The sequence below is a fragment of the Bacillus sp. BS3(2021) genome, assembly GCF_021043345.1.
GTDB lineage: Bacteria > Bacillota > Bacilli > Bacillales > Bacillaceae > Bacillus > Bacillus paralicheniformis.
Window position 1 is genome coordinate 625,845 of the sequence record NZ_JAJNDM010000001.1, and the last position, 20,907, is coordinate 646,751.

Annotated in this window: 18 protein-coding genes; 17 read left to right on the forward strand and 1 reads right to left on the reverse strand. The window is 46.8% G+C overall.

Annotation, left to right across the window (positions count from 1 at the left end; genetic code table 11):
• Positions 1-108 precede the first annotated feature (108 nt).
• The 12 genes from ftsE to LQ247_RS03085 all read left to right on the forward strand — a co-directional run bounded on the left by ftsE (position 109) and on the right by LQ247_RS03085 (position 14,350).
• Positions 109-795 (forward strand): cell division ATP-binding protein FtsE, encoded by a 687-nt coding sequence (gene ftsE / locus LQ247_RS03030; protein ID WP_003185670.1) that lies wholly within the window; start codon positions 109-111, stop codon positions 793-795.
• Positions 788-1,678: a permease-like cell division protein FtsX gene (gene ftsX / locus LQ247_RS03035; protein WP_195258263.1), complete on the forward strand. Its 891-nt coding sequence runs from the start codon at positions 788-790 to the stop codon at positions 1,676-1,678. Before ftsE ends, ftsX begins: the two co-directional genes overlap by 8 nt.
• A gap of 92 nt (positions 1,679-1,770) precedes the next feature.
• The gene (locus LQ247_RS03040) at positions 1,771-3,021 is read left to right on the forward strand and encodes a murein hydrolase activator EnvC family protein (protein ID WP_035337775.1); all 1,251 of its coding nucleotides are present in this window, start codon (positions 1,771-1,773) and stop codon (positions 3,019-3,021) included.
• Positions 3,022-3,175: 154 nt separating this feature from the next.
• Positions 3,176-4,234, forward strand: a complete 1,059-nt coding sequence (locus LQ247_RS03045) for a tartrate dehydrogenase (RefSeq protein WP_020453093.1) — start codon at positions 3,176-3,178, stop codon at positions 4,232-4,234.
• A 127-nt stretch (positions 4,235-4,361) separates the two neighbouring features.
• The gene (gene ctpB / locus LQ247_RS03050) at positions 4,362-5,780 is read left to right on the forward strand and encodes a carboxy-terminal processing protease CtpB (RefSeq protein ID WP_101561419.1); all 1,419 of its coding nucleotides are present in this window, start codon (positions 4,362-4,364) and stop codon (positions 5,778-5,780) included.
• Positions 5,781-6,132: 352 nt separating this feature from the next.
• Entirely contained in the window at positions 6,133-6,486 is a 354-nt protein-coding gene (swrA, locus tag LQ247_RS03055; protein WP_003185659.1) for a swarming motility protein SwrAA, read from the forward strand.
• A 273-nt stretch (positions 6,487-6,759) separates the two neighbouring features.
• Positions 6,760-7,995 (forward strand): PDZ domain-containing protein, encoded by a 1,236-nt coding sequence (locus tag LQ247_RS03060; protein WP_081376397.1) that lies wholly within the window; start codon positions 6,760-6,762, stop codon positions 7,993-7,995.
• A 125-nt stretch (positions 7,996-8,120) separates the two neighbouring features.
• The gene (locus tag LQ247_RS03065; protein WP_144497824.1) at positions 8,121-8,414 is read left to right on the forward strand and encodes a DUF5316 domain-containing protein; all 294 of its coding nucleotides are present in this window, start codon (positions 8,121-8,123) and stop codon (positions 8,412-8,414) included.
• Between the two features lie 118 nt (positions 8,415-8,532).
• Complete coding sequence (locus LQ247_RS03070) at positions 8,533-8,766, forward strand: CsbA family protein (RefSeq protein WP_020453089.1); 234 nt, start codon at positions 8,533-8,535, stop codon at positions 8,764-8,766.
• Between the two features lie 183 nt (positions 8,767-8,949).
• A complete protein-coding gene (uvrB, locus tag LQ247_RS03075) occupies positions 8,950-10,935 on the forward strand; it encodes an excinuclease ABC subunit UvrB (protein WP_025810713.1) in 1,986 nt (661 codons plus the stop codon).
• 7 nt (positions 10,936-10,942) lie between these two features.
• Positions 10,943-13,816, forward strand: coding sequence for an excinuclease ABC subunit UvrA (gene uvrA / locus LQ247_RS03080; protein ID WP_101561420.1), 2,874 nt, complete (start codon positions 10,943-10,945; stop codon positions 13,814-13,816).
• 141 nt (positions 13,817-13,957) lie between these two features.
• Positions 13,958-14,350 (forward strand): VOC family protein, encoded by a 393-nt coding sequence (locus LQ247_RS03085; protein WP_197197170.1) that lies wholly within the window; start codon positions 13,958-13,960, stop codon positions 14,348-14,350.
• Here the strand turns inward: LQ247_RS03085 and LQ247_RS03090 are convergent.
• The gene (locus LQ247_RS03090; protein ID WP_026580162.1) at positions 14,347-14,577 is read right to left on the reverse strand and encodes a hypothetical protein; all 231 of its coding nucleotides are present in this window, start codon (positions 14,575-14,577) and stop codon (positions 14,347-14,349) included. The genes LQ247_RS03085 and LQ247_RS03090 overlap by 4 nt on opposite strands.
• A 214-nt stretch (positions 14,578-14,791) precedes the next feature.
• On the opposite strand from LQ247_RS03090, the gene LQ247_RS03095 reads away from it, so the two are divergent.
• From LQ247_RS03095 to LQ247_RS03115, 5 genes are all read left to right on the forward strand, one after another.
• Complete coding sequence (locus tag LQ247_RS03095) at positions 14,792-15,118, forward strand: DUF4870 domain-containing protein (protein WP_020453085.1); 327 nt, start codon at positions 14,792-14,794, stop codon at positions 15,116-15,118.
• Between the two features lie 25 nt (positions 15,119-15,143).
• Positions 15,144-16,238, forward strand: a complete 1,095-nt coding sequence (locus LQ247_RS03100; protein ID WP_020453084.1) for a DUF4097 family beta strand repeat-containing protein — start codon at positions 15,144-15,146, stop codon at positions 16,236-16,238.
• 4 nt (positions 16,239-16,242) lie between these two features.
• A complete protein-coding gene (locus LQ247_RS03105) occupies positions 16,243-16,443 on the forward strand; it encodes a PspC domain-containing protein (RefSeq protein WP_020453083.1) in 201 nt (66 codons plus the stop codon).
• Positions 16,440-16,799: a phage holin family protein gene (locus LQ247_RS03110; RefSeq protein WP_023856370.1), complete on the forward strand. Its 360-nt coding sequence runs from the start codon at positions 16,440-16,442 to the stop codon at positions 16,797-16,799. The genes LQ247_RS03105 and LQ247_RS03110 overlap by 4 nt, the downstream gene beginning before the upstream one ends.
• A gap of 97 nt (positions 16,800-16,896) precedes the next feature.
• Complete coding sequence (locus LQ247_RS03115; protein WP_231005557.1) at positions 16,897-20,907, forward strand: metallophosphoesterase; 4,011 nt, start codon at positions 16,897-16,899, stop codon at positions 20,905-20,907.

The following is a 20,907-nucleotide window of genomic DNA, read 5'->3' on the forward strand; positions in this document are numbered from 1 at the left end:
TGAAAAAGGGCTTGGATCAATACCATTTACCGTGAATTTAGCAGGACACAAAACGACATGTCCTTTCGAAGAGTATGACCGTATAAACATAGAAGATTAGGTGATTACATGATCGAAATAAAAGATGTATATAAGACTTATTCCAACGGGGTCTCGGCGCTGAACGGAATAAGCATCTCTATATATCCCGGGGAATTTGTTTATGTTGTAGGACCGAGCGGAGCAGGAAAATCAACCTTCATTAAAATGATCTACCGCGAAGAAAAGCCTTCCAAAGGGAAGATTGTCATAAACAATAAAAATTTGGCGCAGCTCAAAGAAAAAGAGATTCCTTTTATCAGAAGGAAAATCGGCGTTGTATTCCAGGACTTTAAACTGCTGCCAAAGCTGACGGTGTTTGAAAATGTTGCATTTGCTTTAGAGGTCATCGGGGAGCGTCCAGAGGTGATCAGAAAAAAAGTGCTTGAAGTGCTTGATCTTGTCCAGCTGAAGCACAAAGCAAGGCAATTCCCTGATCAGCTGTCCGGGGGAGAACAGCAACGGGTTTCAATTGCACGGTCAATCGTCAACGACCCTGATGTCGTGATCGCTGACGAGCCGACGGGAAACCTTGACCCTGAGACGTCTTGGGAAATCATGAAGACGCTCGAGGAGATCAACAACCGCGGAACAACAGTCGTTATGGCGACTCATAACAAAGAAATCGTAAACACCATGAAGAAACGGGTCATCGCAATCGAAGACGGGGTCATTGTGCGTGATGAAGCTAGAGGGGAGTATGGTTCTTATGATTAGAACTCTCGGACGGCATTTGCGCGAGAGCTTAAAATCTCTCGGGAGAAACGCGTGGATGACTTTCGCATCCATCAGTGCTGTAACTGTAACACTTATATTGGTCGGCGTGTTCATGGTCATCATGCTGAACGTATACAATATGACATTAAAAGCCGAACAGGAAGTCGAAGTCAAAGTGCTTGTTGACTTGACGGCCAACCAGGATCAAAAAAATACATTGGAAAAAGAAATTAAACAAATACCGGAAATCAGCAGTGTCAAATATTCATCTAAAGATGAAGAGCTGAAAAACCTGAAAGACAGCTTTGGCGAAGACGGGAAATTCTTTGCGATGTTCGAGCAGGAAAATCCGCTGAACGATGCGTTTGTCGTAAAGACCACAGATCCAAAAGACACGCCGAAAGCTGCCAAGAAGCTTGAGAAGCTGACCAACGTCTATAAGGTGACATACGGGCAGGAGCAGGTAGACCGCCTGTTTAAAATCAGTGGTGTCACCAAAGTAATCGGGATTGCATTGGTTGTCGGCCTGCTGTTTACGGCGATGTTTTTAATCTCTAATACGATCAAAATCACGATTTTTGCAAGACGCAAAGAAATCGAGATTATGAAACTTGTAGGCGCGACAAACTGGTTCATTCGCTGGCCGTTCTTCATTGAAGGTCTGCTCTTAGGCGTATGCGGTTCTATCATTCCGATCGCTATTTTGCTCGGAACGTATCATCATGCCGTTCAGTGGATCGCTCCGAAAGTTCAGGGCACATTCATACAGCTCTTGCCGTACAATCCGTTCGTCTTCCAAATTTCAGCGATCCTTGTGCTGATCGGAGCCGTTATCGGTGTATGGGGAAGCTTGATGTCGATTCGCAAATTCTTAAAAGTTTAAACCGGCGCTCTCGCCGGTTGTATCATGTTTAAAGCTGGGATGCCTGCAAAGCGCCGGGCTCCCTTGATTCTGAAGGCAAGGAGGAACCAAGGTTGAAAAGAAAGCTTATGACGCTGGGGCTGACCGCTGTGCTCGGATCGTCGGCAGTGCTGATCCCCCTAAAAAGCAACCATGCTTTAGCTTATGAAGACTTGGAGAAAAAAAAGAGCGACGTTCAAAGCAAAAAATCTGAAAACGAGTCAAAACTCGAAAAAAAGAAACAGGAGCTTTCAAAGCTTGAATCAAAAGAAGCAGGCCTGAAAAGCGAGATCGAGAAAATCGACCGTCAGATGACGAACACGAATGAAAAGCTGGAAAAGAAAAACGAAGAAATCGACCAAACAAAGAAAAGCATTGAAGAGCTGAAAAAGCAAATCAAAAAGCTTAAAGAAAAGATTGAGAAACGCAATAAAATATTGAAAGACCGGGTTCGCTCCATGCAGGAAAACGGCGGTTCCGTTCAATACATAGATGTGCTTCTCGGCTCGAAAAGCTTTGGGGATTTCATCAGCCGTGCGGGTGCGGTTTCGACAATTGTCGAAGCTGATAAAGACCTGATGGAAGAGCAAAAGCGCGATCTTCAGCTTGTTGAGGAAAAGGAGACAAAGCTGAGCAAGGATCTTGAAAGCCTTGAAAAAGCGCTCAAAGACCTGGAAGATTTAAAAAAGACGCTCGACAAGCAGCAAAAAGAGAAAGCAAACGTCATGAAAAAAGTGAAGCAAGATAAAGATCATGCGCATGAAGAACTTGGTTCACTCGAAAATGAAGCAGAAATTTTAAAGCGTCAGGATGAAGCGATCAAAGCTGAAGAGGCGCATCGGAAAAAGCAGGAAGCTGAAGCGAGCCGCCGGGCTTCAAGCGGCCAATCGGAAGCCTCTTCTTCTAAACCGTCGGCACCAAGCAGCTCGGGCTTTATCCGTCCTGCTTCCGGCACATTTACTTCCGGGTTCGGAAATCGTTCGCTCGGGAATCACTTCGGCGTAGATATCGCCAAGCGCGGTTCAGGTGTTCCGATTCATGCGGCAGCCGCCGGAACGGTCTATAACGCCCATTACTCGTCCAGCTACGGCAATGTTGTGTTTATTACCCATAATATCAACGGGCAAACATATCAGACGGTCTACGCTCACATGTCTTCGATTAAAGTGCAGACAGGCCAGCGTGTTGAACAGGGACAAGTGATCGGAACGATGGGAAATACAGGCCAATCCTACGGGCAGCATCTTCACTTTGAAATTCATAAAGGCCTTTGGAACAACGCGAAATCCAATGCTGTTGACCCGGCCAATTATATACCGCTTTAAAAATGAAAGCCGATTCGTCCGGAAATGGACCGAATCGGCTTTTTGTTATTCAAATCGAGATGCTTCAAAATTTGTTCTTGTCAGAAAATAACACAAGGTATAGAATGAAAGTGACATCTGTCGACAGTCGACTATTTGAATAGGGGATGATCTAATGAAAGTATTCAACATTGCCAGCATACCCGGTGACGGAGTAGGAAAAGAAGTCGTACCTGCTGCACAGCGAGTTTTGAAAGCGGTTTCTGATGTTCACGGAGGACTCTCATTTCGGTTTACGGAGTTTCCATACAGCTGCGAGTATTATTTGGAACACGGGGAAATGATGCCCGATGACGGTATGGAGCAGCTGAAAGAGTTCGACAGCATCTTCCTTGGAGCGGTAGGAAACAGCAAGCTTGTCCCCGACCATATTTCCCTATGGGGGCTGCTCATTAAAATCCGCCGCGAATTTGAACAGGTCATCAATGTTAGACCTGCGAAATATTTGCAAGGAATCAAGTCTCCGCTGGCCAATCCAAAAGATTTCGATCTTCTTGTCGTCAGGGAAAACAGTGAAGGGGAATACAGCTCGATCGGAGGCAGAATCTTCAGAGATGAAGATGAAATCGCCATCCAAAATGCCGTTTTTTCAAGAAAAGGGGCGGAGAGGGCGATGCGCTTTGCATTTGAGTTGGCGGCTAAACGGAAAAAGCATGTCACAAGCGCAACAAAATCGAACGGAATCGTATATTCAATGCCTTTTTGGGATGAAGTCTTTGCGAACACGGCAAAAGACTACCCTGGCATTACCGCTGATTCGCAGCACATTGACGCGCTGTCGGCCTTTTTTGTAACGAAGCCGGAGAAGCTTGACGTCATTGTTGCCAGCAACTTATTCGGTGATATTTTGACCGATATCGGGGCGGCGATTATGGGGAGTATAGGCGTGGCGCCGGCCGCCAATATCAATGTAAACGGCAAATATCCGTCCATGTTTGAGCCTGTGCACGGCTCTGCCCCGGATATTATCGGCAAAGGAATTGCAAACCCGATCGGCCAAATTTGGACAGCTAAAATGATGCTTGATCATTTTGGAGAAGAAGAACTCGGTGCCAGATTGCTTGACGTGATCGAAGACGTTCTAAAAAGCGGTTACTTGACGCCTGATATCGGTGGTTCAAGTACGACGGATGAAGTGACAGAAGAAATCATCAAGCGTGTGAAGACTATATAAGCAAAAGCTGCCGGCAATCCGGCAGTTTTTTTGCTGTGAATGGAAAATCGATTACATGATACGGGCGGTTTTTGCGCATAATACTTCAAGCAACAAAACATAGTGCAGGCAGAAGAGGAGGTATAGGATGAATCAGAAGATTGCACGGCTCATCATTGCACTCAGCCTGTTATGCGGCTTGGTAACAGGCGCCGGTCCGATTCCGTTTCATGATGCCGTTCCAAAAGCATCAGCGGCTGCCGCCAGAAACGAATTGGAGAAAATTGAGAAAGCATATGACCTGATTTCAAATGAATATGTAGAGCAGGTCGACAGGGAAAAGCTGTTGGAAGGAGCCATACAGGGCATGCTTTCAACATTGAATGACCCATACTCGGTTTATATGGATAAACAGACGGCAAAGCGGTTTTCAGATTCCCTTGATTCCTCTTTTGAAGGAATCGGCGCAGAAATCGGAATGGAAGACAGGAAAATCATTATCGTTTCTCCTTTTAAACAGTCTCCGGCAGAGAAAGCCGGATTAAAGCCGAACGATGAAATCATCAGTATCGACGGCGATTCCATGGCCGGAATGGATTTGAATGACGCCGTATTAAAGATCAGGGGCAAAAAGGGATCGACGGTTACGCTGAAAGTTCATCGGCCCGGCATGAAAGATCAGCTGACATTTACAATTAAGCGCGATGAAATTCCGCTGGAAACGGTATTTGCTTCCATTAAAAAAATACAGGACAAACCTGTCGGCTATATCGCAATATCTTCCTTTTCCGAACATACGGCAAAAGATTTTACTGCTGAACTGAAAAAGCTTGAGAAAAAGGGAATAAAAGGGCTCGTTTTGGATGTAAGAGGCAATCCGGGCGGATACTTGCAAAGCGTTGAAGACATTTTAAAACATTTTGTGACAAAAGATCATCCATATATACAAATCGCCGAAAGAAACGGAAATAAAAAACAATACTTCTCAAAATTAAAAGAGAAAAAACCATATCCTGTGAGCGTGATTACGGACAAGGGCAGCGCTTCAGCGTCGGAAATTCTTGCAGGTGCATTAAAAGAAGCCGAGGGTTACGACGTGGTGGGCGATCCTTCCTTTGGAAAGGGAACCGTCCAGCAAGCGGTTCCGATGGGAGACGGAAGCAATATTAAGCTGACGCTGTATAAATGGCTGACGCCTAAAGGGAATTGGATCCATAAGCAGGGAATTCAGCCGACCGTTCCAGTCGCCCAGCCTGCATATTTCTCGGTGGGGCCTGTACAGCTGAAGGAGCCTCTCAAGCCGGATATGAACAACAATGAAATTAAGCGGGCACAGCACCTGCTGAAAGGACTCGGGTTTGTCCCCGGCCGGGAAGACGGCTATTACAGTGAAGGCACAAAAAAAGCCGTCATGGCGTTTCAGGCTGAAAACAAGCTGAAACAAACGGGCATCATTGACCAAAAAACGGCAAATACAATGAACCTGCGGATTGAAGAGAAAAAGATGAAAGAAAAGAACGATCTTCAGCTGCAAACCGCATTAAAAGTGCTGTTTAACAAAAAGTGAGGACACAGGATGTCCTCACTTTTTTTATTCTCAGAAAATAAATTCTCAATCTTTTTACCTAAAATTTTTGTTTTTTCATAAAAAAAACATTCATAATGAATAGAATTGACCCGATAACATAAGTGTATGGGAGACTTTATAAGGATGTAAAGATGCAGTAAAAATGTAACTTTTGCAAGTTGTATAACTAAGGAAAACTTTTTAAAATAGAACCAAAGCTTTTTCAAGAATTATAATGTGTGCATTTTTTTTGCGGAGAATGTTAGCGCGGTTTGCGTTCTTCGTCTCTGTTGGTGGAGTCGTCTGACGCTTGCGCTTTTCTTATATATAAATAATAAATGGGGGTACACGATTGAAAAGGGCAAGTATTGTGAGAGAGAAAAAATACTATGAATTAGTGGAGCAGTTAAAAGTTCGATCACAAGACGTTACGTTTTCCGCTACAAAGGCAGTAGGGTTGCTTATGCTGTTCAGCAGATACCTCGTAAACTACACTTCGGTCGAAAGTGTGGAGGATATCAATGAGGATTGCGCGGAACTTTATTTCAACTACTTGATGGACAACCACAAGCGGCTCGGCATCAATCTGACCGATATCAAGCGGTCAATGCAGCTGATAGGAGATATTCTAGATGTCGAAGTCAATCATTACCTGAAAGACTTTTCTTTGTCGAATGTGACGCTTTGGATGAGCCAGGAGAAATAAACCTCACGTTTACCATACCCAAGCATTTTATTATTTGTTAGAATAATAATAAAATGCACCAGCTTGCCTAAAGGTGCCAGCATTTGTCGTCACGAATGCGCTTAAAAAGCACCGGCGTTAAAGCATCATGACGAAAGTTTCTGCGGCTGACGGCTCAGGCATCCCGCCTGAACGGCCGCGCGTCATTTCCTCGTGCCGACGCTTTAGACAAGCTGGGTTTCCCTAAAATATCCAACGTTAAAAAGCTGCCGTATTTAAGGCGGCCTGAAATGCTTGGCTGAGGCGGTGAACGTTCCCTTGTCAGTTGAAGAAAGCTTAATTGAACTTTTAAAAGGAGCAGGATTGTTTTTTCTGCACCCGCTCTTCTATTTTATGATGATCATGAGTCTTGCTTACGGCTATGCCCGGATCAAACGTGAAAGAAAGACGTTTCATACGCGTATTGAAGATATTTATGACGAGTTTAAGTTTACATATTCCAAAGGACTCTTGGCAGGACTCGTGCTGTCCATTGTTTCGTTCGGCTTAGGGCTGTATCTGCCGATGGGTATGCTGCTTTTAATAGCGGCGGTCAGCGTTGCCGCAGCTTTAACTTTCAGACAGAGTCTGCTGTCAGCGGCATATACGCTTGGCGTGAGCATCGTCGCCGGTTTATGTATCGAATACACCGGTTTCGGAGCGCTTGACGCATTACTTCCACAGCTGTCCCTCGCGAATTGGCCGGCTGCTGCCGTCTTGCTCGGACTTCTGTTGGTAGCGGAAGGAGTGCTCGTCTACAAAACGGCACATATCAAAACTTCCCCTGCGATCGTTATGAGCAAAAGGGGGCTCCCGATCGGCCAGCAGATTGCGGGCAGAACCTGGCTTTTGCCGTTGTTCATTCTCATTCCGGGACATGCGATCGAATCATCGGTTCCGTGGTGGCCCGTTCTGTCATTTAACGGAGGCTTTGAGCTCCTCTGGATTCCTTATTTCATCGGCTTCGGCCAAAGAGTTCAAGGATCGCTTCCGATTGAAAGCATTAAAATTACAGCGAAGCGCATCAGCGTGCTTGGTATTATCATTCTGCTGCTCGCGGCCGGAAGCGTATGGTGGACGCCGCTTGCCGCTCTTGCCGCCGGAGCGGCGATCGCAGGAAGGGCCTTTTTATCATGGAAACAGCGGATGAACGATAATTCCGCCCCTTTCCATTTTTCAAAGAGAGACCAGGGGCTCGTGGTGCTCGGCATTATTCCGAACACGCCGGCAGCCGATCTCGGTCTCAAGATCGGCGAAATCATCACGAAGGTTAACGGGATTTCAGTGAAAAATGCGGCGGACTTCTACGAAGCGCTTCAAAAGAACCGTGCTTTCTTCAAACTTGAAGTCGTCGGTTTAAACAATGAAATTCGTTTTGAACAAAGAGCTTCATATGAAGGAGAGCATCATGAGCTTGGCATCATCTTTGTAAAAGAAGAGGATGCGGCGATGAAGCACGCTGAGGCAGCCGCCTCACAAGAAACAGAATAATTGATGTTAATAAAGCGCCGCTTTTTCGGGCGCTTTTGCTTTTCCTTTTGGGGAATCTTTTTGGTTGTCTTTTACAAAACGTTCCGCTAGGATGATGGATAGAACCGATTGAAGGAGAATGATTGATGAAAAAGGCTTTTCTCGCCGGTGTTTTTGTTTGTTTGATAGCTGTATTGATTTCGGCTGCGGCCGGGGATTGGACGTTGATTTTCAAAGTTTCGGGATCCGCCGGACTAGGCGCAATTCTGCTGTCTGCTTTATGTTCCAGCGTATTTGTCAGCGGTGACCGGTTCAAGGGAAATCACGATTCGGAAACGAAGGAGCACAGGGAGTGGAACGGCAAACTGGCAAACGCACTCGCCGTTTTCGCCATGCCGAACCTCCTGGCAGCCGGAATCTCGTTCTTTTTCGCCTTTTAAAGTCTGATTCCGAATAACGCGGCATGATAATGGACAAAATGAATGAGTGTCCATGTTTGTCCGTTTCTTTGTTCTTTAATATAATCGAATAAGATCAAGAAACGTGAGGAGGGTTTTTGTGTTTACAAAAGCCGTTTTTGCACTGATATTTCCTTTCTTGCTTGTCTTGTTTTTTACAAGGGTGACCTATAACCATTACGTCGGGATTGCGCTGACCGCAGCGCTGTTGTTCGCTTCATATTTAAAAGGTTATACGGAAACCTTTTTTATTGTAGGACTTGATATCGTCTCGCTCGTGGCCGGGTCACTCTATGCGGCGAAAAAGGCGGGCGAAAAGAAGGAAGACTCATAGAAATCGTAAGAATGATTGCCGTAAAGCCCTGCTTTTGATGACAAAAAGGAGGGGTTTTTTGATAGATCAGGAAGGGCCGGCTTTTGTGGGAAAACACAGAAACCGAACTTTAGTTCGTATTTTTACTTCGGGTGTGTTAAAATAATAAGCAGGAAGATTTCGTAAAGAAACGGAGGCTTTTTTGTGAAAGACCGCTTTGAATTAGTCTCGAATTATCAGCCCCAGGGGGATCAGCCGAGAGCGATTGATCAGCTTGTCAAAGGAATCAATGAAGGCAGAAAGCATCAGACGCTTTTGGGGGCGACCGGTACAGGAAAGACGTTTACGATGTCAAACGTGATTAAAGAAGTCAACAAACCGACTCTCGTCATCGCCCACAACAAAACGCTCGCCGGACAGCTGTACAGCGAGTTTAAGGAATTTTTCCCAAACAACGCAGTCGAATATTTTGTCAGCTATTATGACTATTACCAGCCTGAAGCTTACGTGCCTCAGACTGATACATTTATCGAAAAAGATGCCAGCATTAACGATGAGATTGATAAATTAAGGCACTCTGCCACGTCTGCTCTTTTTGAACGCAAAGATGTCATCATTGTGGCGAGTGTTTCTTGTATTTACGGCTTGGGTTCCCCGGAGGAATACAGGGAACTGGTGCTCTCGCTCAGAGCGGAAATGGAAATCGAGCGAAATGAGCTGCTCAGAAAGCTCGTTGACATCCAATATGCGCGGAATGATATCGACTTTCAGCGCGGAACATTCAGGGTGCGCGGCGATGTCGTCGAGATTTTCCCGGCTTCAAGGGATGAGCACTGCATCCGGGTTGAATTTTTCGGGGACGAAATCGAACGAATCAGGGAAGTGGATGCCCTGACAGGCGAAATTTTAGGGGAGAGGGAACACGTCGCGATCTTCCCGGCTTCCCACTTCGTTACGCGGGAAGAAAAGATGAAGAAAGCGATCATAAACATTGAAGAGGAGCTGGAAGAGCGCCTTAAAGCGCTTCGTGAAGAAGGCAAGCTCCTTGAAGCCCAGCGTCTGGAACAGCGGACGAGATACGATTTGGAAATGATGCGCGAAATGGGCTTTTGCTCGGGCATCGAAAACTATTCAAGGCATTTGACGCTTCGTCCGGCAGGTTCGACTCCATATACGCTGCTCGATTACTTTCCGGACGATTTCCTGATGGTCATAGACGAGTCGCATGTCACCATGCCGCAGATCAGAGGAATGTACAACGGAGACCAGGCGAGGAAACAGGTTCTCGTCGATCACGGATTCAGGCTCCCTTCCGCTTTGGATAACCGTCCGCTCAGGTTTGAAGAGTTTGAAAAGCACATTCACAACATCGTGTATGTGTCGGCTACGCCGGGCCCTTATGAACTTGAGCATACGCCTGAAATGGTAGAGCAGATCATCCGGCCGACGGGGCTGCTTGATCCGATCATTGAGGTAAGGCCGATTGAAGGGCAGATCGATGATCTGATCGGCGAAATCCAGCAGAGAATCGAGCGGAATGAACGCGTCCTCGTCACTACGCTGACGAAAAAAATGTCCGAGGATTTGACGGATTATCTGAAAGAAATCGGAATCAAGGTCACGTACCTGCATTCCGAGATTAAAACGCTGGAGCGGATCGAGATCATCCGCGACCTTCGCCTCGGCAAGCATGACGTTCTCATCGGCATCAACCTGCTGAGGGAAGGACTCGATATTCCGGAGGTTTCACTTGTCGCCATCCTTGATGCAGACAAAGAAGGCTTTTTGCGGTCTGAGCGTTCGCTCATCCAAACAATCGGCCGCGCCGCCAGAAATGCCGAAGGCCGCGTGATCATGTATGCCGACAAAATCACCAACTCAATGGAAATCGCAATCAATGAAACGAAGCGCCGCCGCGAACAGCAGGAGGCCTATAATGATAAACACGGCATTACGCCGAAAACGATCAACAAAAAGATCAGGGACGTCATCCGGGCAACTCATGCTGCTGAAGAGCAGGAAGAATATCAAGCAAAAGAGGAGCCGAAGCTTTCGAAGATGACGAAGAAAGAGCGGGAAAAAGTGATCGCTCAAATGGAAAACGACATGAAGGAAGCCGCAAAAGCGCTTGACTTTGAACGTGCCGCTGAGCTTCGCGACTTGCTCCTAGAGTTAAAATCGGAAGGATGAATGGAGAATGGCAACGAAACGAATTGAGGTGAAAGGTGCAAGGGCCCACAACCTGAAAAATATCGATGTCTCTATTCCGAGGGACCAGCTTGTCGTGCTGACAGGTCTTTCGGGATCAGGGAAATCATCCCTTGCGTTCGATACGATATATGCAGAGGGGCAACGGCGCTATGTCGAGTCTCTCTCCGCGTATGCCCGCCAGTTTTTAGGACAGATGGACAAACCCGACGTCGATGCGATCGAAGGCCTGTCGCCGGCGATCAGCATCGATCAGAAAACGACGAGCCGGAACCCCCGGTCGACAGTCGGAACGGTGACGGAAATCTATGATTATCTCCGGCTGCTGTTTGCCAGAATCGGAAAGCCGGTCTGTCCGGTTCACGGGATTGAAATTACCTCGCAAACGATCGAACAGATGACGGACAGAATTTTGGAATATCCCGAGCGCACGAAGATCCAGGTGCTCGCGCCGATCGTCTCGGGAAGAAAAGGTTCGCACGTGAAGGTGCTCGACCAAATCAGAAAACAAGGCTATGTGAGAGTCCGGATCGACGGCGAAATGAACGACCTCTCAGAAGACATCGAGCTCGAAAAGAATAAAAAGCATTCGATTGAAGTTGTCGTCGACCGTATCGTTATAAAAGAAGGGGTAGCAGCCCGTCTCACAGACTCGCTCGAAACGGCGCTCCGCCTCGGTGAAGGCCGCGTGATCATCGATGTGATCGGACAGGAAGAGCTGCTTTTCAGCGAACATCATGCCTGCCCGCACTGCGGTTTTTCAATCGGTGAACTGGAGCCGAGAATGTTCTCTTTCAACAGCCCGTTCGGCGCGTGTCCGAGCTGCGACGGCCTCGGGTCCAAGCTGGAAGTCGATGTAGAGCTCGTCATTCCAAACGATGAGCTGTCGCTAAAGGAGAATGCGATTGCACCTTGGGAACCGCAAAGCTCCCAGTATTATCCGAAGCTGCTTGAAGCGGTATGCAGCCATTATGGAATCGATATGGATGTTCCGGTCGGGGAGCTGCCGAAGCACCAGCTTGAAAAAATCCTTTACGGCAGCGGAGACGAGCAGATTTATTTCAGATATGAAAACGACTTCGGACAGGTCCGGGAAAACTACATTGAGTTCGAAGGCGTCATCCGCAATATCGAAAGGCGCTATAAAGAAACGAGCTCTGATTACGTTCGGGAACTGATGGAAAAATACATGGCCAATCAGCCGTGCCCTTCATGCAAAGGCTACCGTCTGAAAAAGGAATCCCTCGCCGTGCTGATAAACGGCCTTCACATCGGCAAGATAACCGAAATGTCGGTTTCTAACGCCCTTCAATTTTTCTGTGAACTTGAACTTTCGGAAAAAGACATGAAGATCGCCAACCTCATTTTGCGGGAGATTGAAGAGCGCCTTGGGTTTTTGAACAATGTCGGGCTTGACTATTTGACGCTCAGCCGCGCAGCCGGCACTCTGTCGGGAGGAGAAGCGCAGCGGATCAGGCTTGCAACGCAAATCGGCTCAAGGCTGACCGGTGTCCTCTACATTCTTGATGAGCCGTCAATCGGTCTTCATCAGCGCGATAATGACCGCCTGATTGATACGCTCAAAAACATGAGGGATATCGGAAACACCTTGATCGTCGTCGAGCATGACGAGGATACGATGCTTGCCGCCGACTATTTAATTGATATCGGACCCGGCGCGGGCGTACACGGGGGAGAAGTGATCTCCGCCGGAACACCGGAAGAAGTGATGAACGATGATCAATCGCTGACAGGGCAGTACCTCTCAGGGAAAAAATTCATTCCTCTTCCTGCCGAGAGAAGGAAGCCTGACAACCGTTTTATCGAGGTAAAAGGCGCAAAGGAAAACAACTTGAAAAATGTTTCCGTGAAGTTTCCGCTCGGCGTGTTCACAGCTGTCACCGGGGTATCGGGATCAGGGAAAAGCACGCTCGTCAATGAAATTCTCCACAAAACGCTGGCTCAGAAGCTGCATCGGGCGAAGGCAAAACCGGGAGAGTACAAAGAAATAAAAGGAATCGAACACCTCGATAAAGTGATCGACATCGACCAGTCTCCGATCGGCCGGACGCCGAGGTCAAACCCGGCCACATATACCGGCGTGTTCGATGACATCCGTGACGTGTTTGCCCAGACGAATGAAGCGAAAGTCAGAGGATACAAAAAAGGGCGCTTCAGCTTTAACGTCAAAGGCGGACGCTGTGAAGCCTGCAAAGGCGACGGAATTATCAAAATCGAGATGCACTTCCTGCCCGATGTATACGTTCCTTGTGAGGTATGCCACGGAAAGAGATACAACCGTGAAACGCTTCAGGTCACATACAAAGGTAAAAACATTTCTGACGTGCTTGAGATGACGGTCGAAAATGCCGTTCAATTTTTTGAGAACATCCCGAAAATCAAGCGCAAGCTGCAGACCCTCTATGATGTCGGGCTTGGCTATATTACGCTCGGACAGCCGGCTACAACGCTTTCCGGGGGAGAAGCGCAGCGGGTCAAATTGGCATCTGAACTTCATCGCCGTTCAACGGGAAGATCACTCTATATCTTGGACGAGCCGACGACAGGACTGCATGTCGATGATATCGCAAGGCTTTTGGCCGTTCTGCAGCGCCTGGTCGATAACGGAGATACCGTGCTTGTAATCGAACACAATCTCGATATTATAAAAGCAGCTGATTATTTGATCGATTTGGGCCCTGAAGGCGGAGACGGCGGGGGGACGATCGTGGCCTCCGGACCGCCCGAAGAAGTCATGAAAGTTGAAGGGTCATATACCGGCCATTATTTAAAACCGATCATTGAACGCGACAAAAACAGAATGAAAAAGCGGCTTCAGGAAAAAGAAGCTGTCAGACCGTAAATAACATGCTGCCGATCTCACGTCGGCAGCTTTTTCAATGGCCGAATGATCAGCGGCAAGCTTTGTTCAAAAGATTTTCATTGCTCTTTTATTCAATAGCTGTTATAACGTAAAAAACAAACCATAAAGGGGGATGTGGTGATGAAGATCGATCGGATTGATCATCTGGTCCTGACGGTCAAAGACATTGAAGCGACATGCGAATTTTACAGCCGTGTGTTGGGGATGGATGCGGTCACTTTTAGAGAAGGAAGAAAAGCGCTGACATTCGGCAGGCAAAAAATAAACCTCCACGAGGCCGGAAAAGAATTTGAGCCGAAGGCACAGCACCCGGTGCCCGGCTCCCTGGACCTGTGTTTCATCACAAATACAGGCATTGATGATGTGATCCGTCATCTGGAAGGGCTGTCCATTCAGATTGAAGAAGGCCCCGCAGAGCGGACGGGCGCTGAAGGACCGATCGTTTCGGTGTATATCAGAGATCCCGACGGAAATCTGGTTGAAATATCAAACGAACTTCGTGAGAACGTTTAACGCTCAGTCCGGCTGATGTGTTTGGCCGCTTCAATCATACTGTTTAAAATGTGGGTGCTGCTGCTGTTCAGCAGAACCTTTAAATAGCGGATTTCGCTGGAAAGCGGAGGAGCGGAGTTGATCGCTTCCAATCGGTTCACGATCTCCTGATTCATCCTTTTTTGTTCCTGAATCAGACTAAGAAGCTGGGAGGCGGATGAGGCATGTACTTCCGATTTCTGTTTCATAACGCTCGCTCCTTTTCTTTGGCTTTGCCACATATTTTAAAGGGTTATAAAAAAAGAATCTATTCATAAAATCTAAAAAAATCAATTCGCGAAGTTTGACGCACGCCGATCGAATGAAAATGAAACCTAAAGGCCAAGATACACGTAAACTGAGTATAAGGTCACTGTACATTAGACTCACAAGAACGCTTTACATCGATAAGGAGTGTTTTGCATGACGAGAAACAACGCACTGATTTCTGCAATTTGTTATTTTAGCGTTTTTTTTGCCCCGCTTATTTTGCCAATCGCTGCGTATTTTATAACAGATGATCAAGAAACGAAAAAGCATGCGATGCGTTCGCTTATTTCGCATATTATTCCGTTTATAAGCGTAGTCATATTGGCAGCAGGCGCGATCAGCGGTTCACTTATCTTTAATGACGGCGGTTATTTGGCGGTCATTTTCATGGTCGGAGGTTTTGTTTTTTTCGGGATCATCAGCTTGATTATTGTGGTCTGGAACGTTGTTCAAGGGATTAAAATGCTGACTCAGGCCTAAAAGAAGGAGAACGGGGGAGCTTTTCATGAAGCATGAGAAAGAGCGAATTTTAAAATTGGTCGAGGAAGGAAAACTGTCTGCGAAAGAGGCGCTGATCCTGATCGAAAAACTTGAAGAAGACTACAGAGAAACGGAGAGCAAGGTGACAGCTCTGTCTGAAAATGTCATTGATGCGGAAGACTTCTACAGCGAAAAGAAAAAAGAACCGAAGCCTTCAATCGGTTCCAAACTGTTCGAATGGATTGATACCGCTGTAAAAAAAGTGAAAGAAGCAGACCTGGATTTGAATTTCGGGCACTCGTTCGAGGTTCAGCATATATTCCAGTTCAAAGACTCCGATTTTTCGACTCTGGATATTCAGCTTGCCAACGGCAGCGTCAACCTTGTACCATGGAACGATTCCGACATCAGAGTCGAATGCCAGGCAAAAGTGTACCGCGCCGAAAATCAGGATGAAGCAAGGCAGGCTTTTCTCCAGCATATCGACTGCGGTGTGGAAGGCGATAAGTTCACGATCCGCACGGAGAAAAAAACAATGAAGACCAACCTTACCGTCTATATACCGGACAAAGAGTACGGCAAAATCCGCTTTAAGCTGTTTAACGGCCCGGTCAGAGGGGAACATTTAAACGTAAAAGAGCTGTCCGCCAAAACGACGAACGGCGTGCTGTCGTTCTCTGCTCTCACGGCAGGAAAAGCTTCATTGGAAACTGCAAATGGGCAAATCAAACTCGCCGACCATACTTGCGGAGAGATTGAAGCGGAAACCATCAATGGATTGATCGATCTTAAAGGTTCATGCGATGCACTTGACCTGCAGAGCTTTAACGGTAATATTGCTGCAACAGTCAAAAATCCGCACTGCCGGACGGCATACGTGAAAACAACGACTGGAAGCGTAGAGCTGAATGTTCCCCGGGACTGCGCTGTGACAGCGGAGCTGAAAAGCAATCTCGGTTCTTTGTCTCATGATCTGTCAGATGCGGAAATTTTAAAAGAAAAAAACGAGACAATCCAGAAAGAAATGTATCTAAAAGCAAATCAAAATCATGATCATAGCATGACTGTTTTTTTGGAATCGAAGACAGGATCGATCCATTTAAACCATACACAGGAGTGATACAATGAAAAGGCTATTTCGATCCGAAACAGACAGAAAGATTGCCGGGGTCGTCGGGGGTCTTGCTGAGTATTTAAATATGGATGCGTCATTGCTGAGAATCATTACGGTTCTATTATTTATATTTTCGACCGGAGTTCCCGTTCTGCTGATTTATATTGTCTGGGTATTCCTAGTGCCAAATGAAGGGGACGTCGACAGATGATGAAATGGATCATAAACGTTCTTGTCAATGCCTTATTATTAATCGTTATTGCCGGTTACTTTGATTCGGTTCACGTCAGAAGCATCGGGGCAGCCATCACGGCAAGCTTGATTTTATCGATCTTAAATATGTTTGTGAAGCCGGTGCTGGTGATTTTGACGCTGCCTGTCACGGTGATTACGTTAGGTTTATTTTTGTTTATCATCAATGCGATTACTCTTTATATGACCGCATCCATTATGGGGGACAGTTTTGACCTGGACGGCTTTGGGACAGCCATTTTTGCGTCGATCGTCCTGTCGGTTTTCCACTTGCTCATACAAAAAGCAATTATCGAACCGATGTCCAAAAAATAAGTTGAAGTCTGATGATTCATCAGGCTTCTTTTTTTTGCACGGATGTCTCTTTCATAAAAATGATCTGTAAAGGCAAAATACGAAAGGGAGGTAGACGATGAAAAAGTACAGAAATCGCCAAACCCTTTTGTTTCTGGCCGCAGTTTTACTTTTTGCCTTACAGATGCCGATATCGTCCGCGGCGGAAAAAGAGCACATTCAGCTTAGTTCACCGGCCATCAGGCATACTTCTATTGAACAAGTAAAAAAAGGAGACGACTTGTATTTTTCCGCGGAGGCGGCCGCTGACACGGTCATTCTGTATTACAAGCAGCATGCCGAATTGCCGTATCGGGGGATTCCGATGGAAGTAGAGCCGGGCAAACAGAACGGCTATATTGCCAAGTTGGAAAGCGAATCCATAGCATCCGACAAAGTCCAGTATTACATTGAGGCTCAGGCCGGTCGTTCCTCTGTGAAGACGGATGTGTATACTGTCGCCCTGAAAGGCGTACGTACGGATACACAAAAGCTTCCGGAGCTGTTGATCACGGAAATGGCTGTCGACACGTCAAACACCGGTGCAAAGGACGGCTATGAATTTATTGAAGTTTATAACAATACCAATAAAGTTGTTCATCTGAACAATTACAAAATGAAATACAGGCATCCTGAAAAGGGCAAGGAATCAGACACCGTCTGGCCTTTTGAACGCGATGATGTGGCGATTCCTTCCGGTCAAACACACGTGTTTTGGGTGAAAAACCGCTCAAACGGACATTTGACGGAAGATGACTTCAATCAGCATTACGGTGTTCACCTTCGTGAAGGCAAAACGCTTTCTGTTCTCAAAGGGAGCGGCCTAGCGAATACGGCGCCGAGAGAGGTGATTATCTGCACAAACAGCGGGGAAGAGGTCGCATCTGCCCGTTATCAAAGCAAGCCGGATAAAACTGATGTCACTAAAAATAAAGCGCTTCTTTATCGATATCCGCTGGATGGAACGAAGCATATGAAAATGATATCGGCCGGGGAAGAAACACCGTCTCCTGGTTCGCTCCTGAAGGCGCAGGTTCCTTCACAGACGGTGACGGTCATGCCTGACAGAGAAAAGCCGGCGATCCATGATATGACGGATCATCAAGCGGTCAAACCGGGTGAAACGATTCAGCTCTTAGCTGACATGAAAGACAATCGGCAAGTGAAACAGGCGCAGTTTTTCTACCGTATGAATGATGATGAGCCGTTTACTGAAGTCCGTGTTGAAAAAAGCCGCAATGACGGTTTGTACCGCCACAATATCTATTTTGCCGAGCTCATTGGCAAAGAAAAAGTGGAATACTATATGCGGGCCGGCGATGGATCAAATGTTACGGCGACTGAAAAGAAAACGATACCGCTTGAACAGCGGATTTTAAAGGGGCTCAGGCTGAATGTAAGCGAAGGCGGAACCGTTTCCGGAAAAATGCTGTTGAAAGCCACAGCAGAAAAGCCGCCTTTTGAAACGACAATTCGGATTGACGGAATTGAACAAAAAAAAGGTGAATCAGCGCTTGAAAAAAAAGCCTACTTTGCATTCGATGTCAATCAAACAAATCTGTATTTTAAAAATGCTGTAACGATCGGCAGAAGGGTTCAAAAAGTTTTTGACGATTCGCGCCGCCGGTATACGACCATTACGGTTCCGGTTTCTCCGGAGGAATTTAAAAAAGGAAAGCCGTTTGCGATTAAAGTTCGTTCAGGCACGAAGTCAACCCCATTTGAACAATCTGCAGAAGAAAACAGGGATGATTTTGTCCTCAAGAATCCCCGTCTTATCTTAGCGGATGGGACCATCATTCGCGATGAGCAGTACGACGATTCGAAAGCTGAGCTTCCGGCCGGCGACGGTCCAGGGGCGCGCGAATGGTATGAATTCCGTTTTTCGATTCCGGAAGCCAAGTTTACATCGCTTGCCAGTCAATGGCATACACAGGCCTGGGATGAAGGGCCGCACATCGTTGAAGCGGAGAATGGCGAAGAAAGGCTCATCCGCAGGGTGACGGTTGATAATACAGGCCCTGAGATCAAAACGTCATTAAAAGACGGCAGGACGTATAAAGGATCGTTTGAGATCAATGCGGCTGCACACGATAAATGGAGCGGTGTGAAAAGCATAAAAGCCGTTCTTGACGGCAAAAAAATAGCGCTTCCCTATTTTATATCTTCTGCCGGCCTGGATGCGGGAAAGCACGAACTGAAAATAAAAGCGGAGGACAGCGCCGGCAACCTGTCAATCGTGAAAAAGGCATTTTATATTAAAGAGGAAAAGCCGGACAAGCCAGCCCAGGTCAAAAATGCCCCCGGCAGCACACAAGCTAAGCTGGCCGTTCGCGTCAAGGACCCGACCAAAGATAAGATGAAAGTGTCATTCCATCAAGGGTTTCAGTACACTGTAAAAGACGAAGAGCACGTTTACGTGTCAGCGAACGAAAGCGGGACGGAACCTCCGCAAAGCTTTGCGGTCAGAGGGGAAAAGGCGCTGACAAAAGAAGAGCGCAGCGGCATGTCCGCACCTGACGGAAAAGGTTTTGAAACGTCATCAACAACAAAGTTTCCGTACCATCGCTTTGATGTCAAAGTGGATGAAAATACGGGGCCGAACGACAAGGTGGAAGTGCGGTGGCGAGGCAGTTCGCTTCCCGGCAGAAAAGTCTCCATGTTCGCTTGGAATTGGACGAGCAAGAGGTGGGAGACGCTGACATTCCATGTTGCAAAGGATGACAAACCTTTCACCCTCAAAGGAAGCATAAAAGCTGCAGATTATATCCGTCAATCCAAGGCGAGCATCATCATTCAGGATCAAATTCAGCTTTCGCAAAATGACTATACATTTGTGTGGATGTCTGATACGCAATATTATTCGGAAAGCTATCCGCACATTTTTGAACGTCAGGTCAAGTGGATCGCCGAACAAAAGGACAAGCTGAACATTCAGTACGTCTTTCATACGGGGGATCTTGTGGATGAAGCGGATCAGCCGCTGCAATGGAAGCGCGCCGACCAGTTCATGAAAGTTCTCGACGACCATCAAGTTCCATACGGCGTGCTGGCGGGCAATCACGATGTCAGCCATAAAGACCGGTCTTATTTGAAATTCGGCAGGTATTTCGGGGAAAGACGTTTTAAACAAAAACCGCATTACGGCGGGTCTTATCAGAATAACAAAGGGCATTACGATCTCATCTCCAGCGGGGGAAACGACTATATCATGGTATCGATGGGGTGGGGAATCGGAAAAAAAGAACTGCAGTGGATAGATGATGTTCTGAAACGCCATCCCGACCGAAAAGCGATTTTGTCATTTCACGAGTTTTTGCTTGTCAGCGGAAGCAGAAGTCCAATCGGGGAGAAAATATTTGAACAGATCATCAAGCGGAATCCGAATGTGATCGCCGTGTTGAGCGGCCACTATCACAGCTCCAACTTAAAAGTCGACAGGCTTGATGATAACGGGGACGGCAAGACGGATCGCAAGGTGTATCAAATGCTTGCCGACTATCAGGGCGGTCCTGAAGGAGGCCAAGGTTATTTAAGAATTCTTCATGTAGATCCGAAGCATGACACGATCCATGTCAAAACGTATTCGCCATATCTTGACGACTATAATTTTTATGATCCGCACCAATTCGGCCCGAAAGACGAGTTCAACATCAAAACGGATCTGAAACCACGGAAGAAAAAGGTTAAAACCGATTATTTTGAGCTGAATGTCTTTTCGAACAAGGAAATTGGGAAAGCAAAAACGGTGAAAAGCGGAAAGACGGCTTCAGTGACATGGAAGGATTTACAGCCGAACACAACCTATTTCTGGTACGCCGCAGCTTCTGACCATTACGGCGGCAAAAGCAGGTCTCAGATGTGGAAATTGACGACAAAAGATGACGGCATGAAATCCTTTTTGATAGATCAAACCGCCGGGGTGGGCTCAGCTCTGTGGCAATTGTCGGGGAGCCCCCCGCCGGCCGGCATAAAGTTAAAGCAAGCGAAACTTGAGCCGTCAGGTATGAAAAATCCCCCAATTGCTGTAATCGGCTTTTGGCTGGCTGCGGTATTCATTTGTGAACGTAAAAAGCATTTGTTTTCCTAA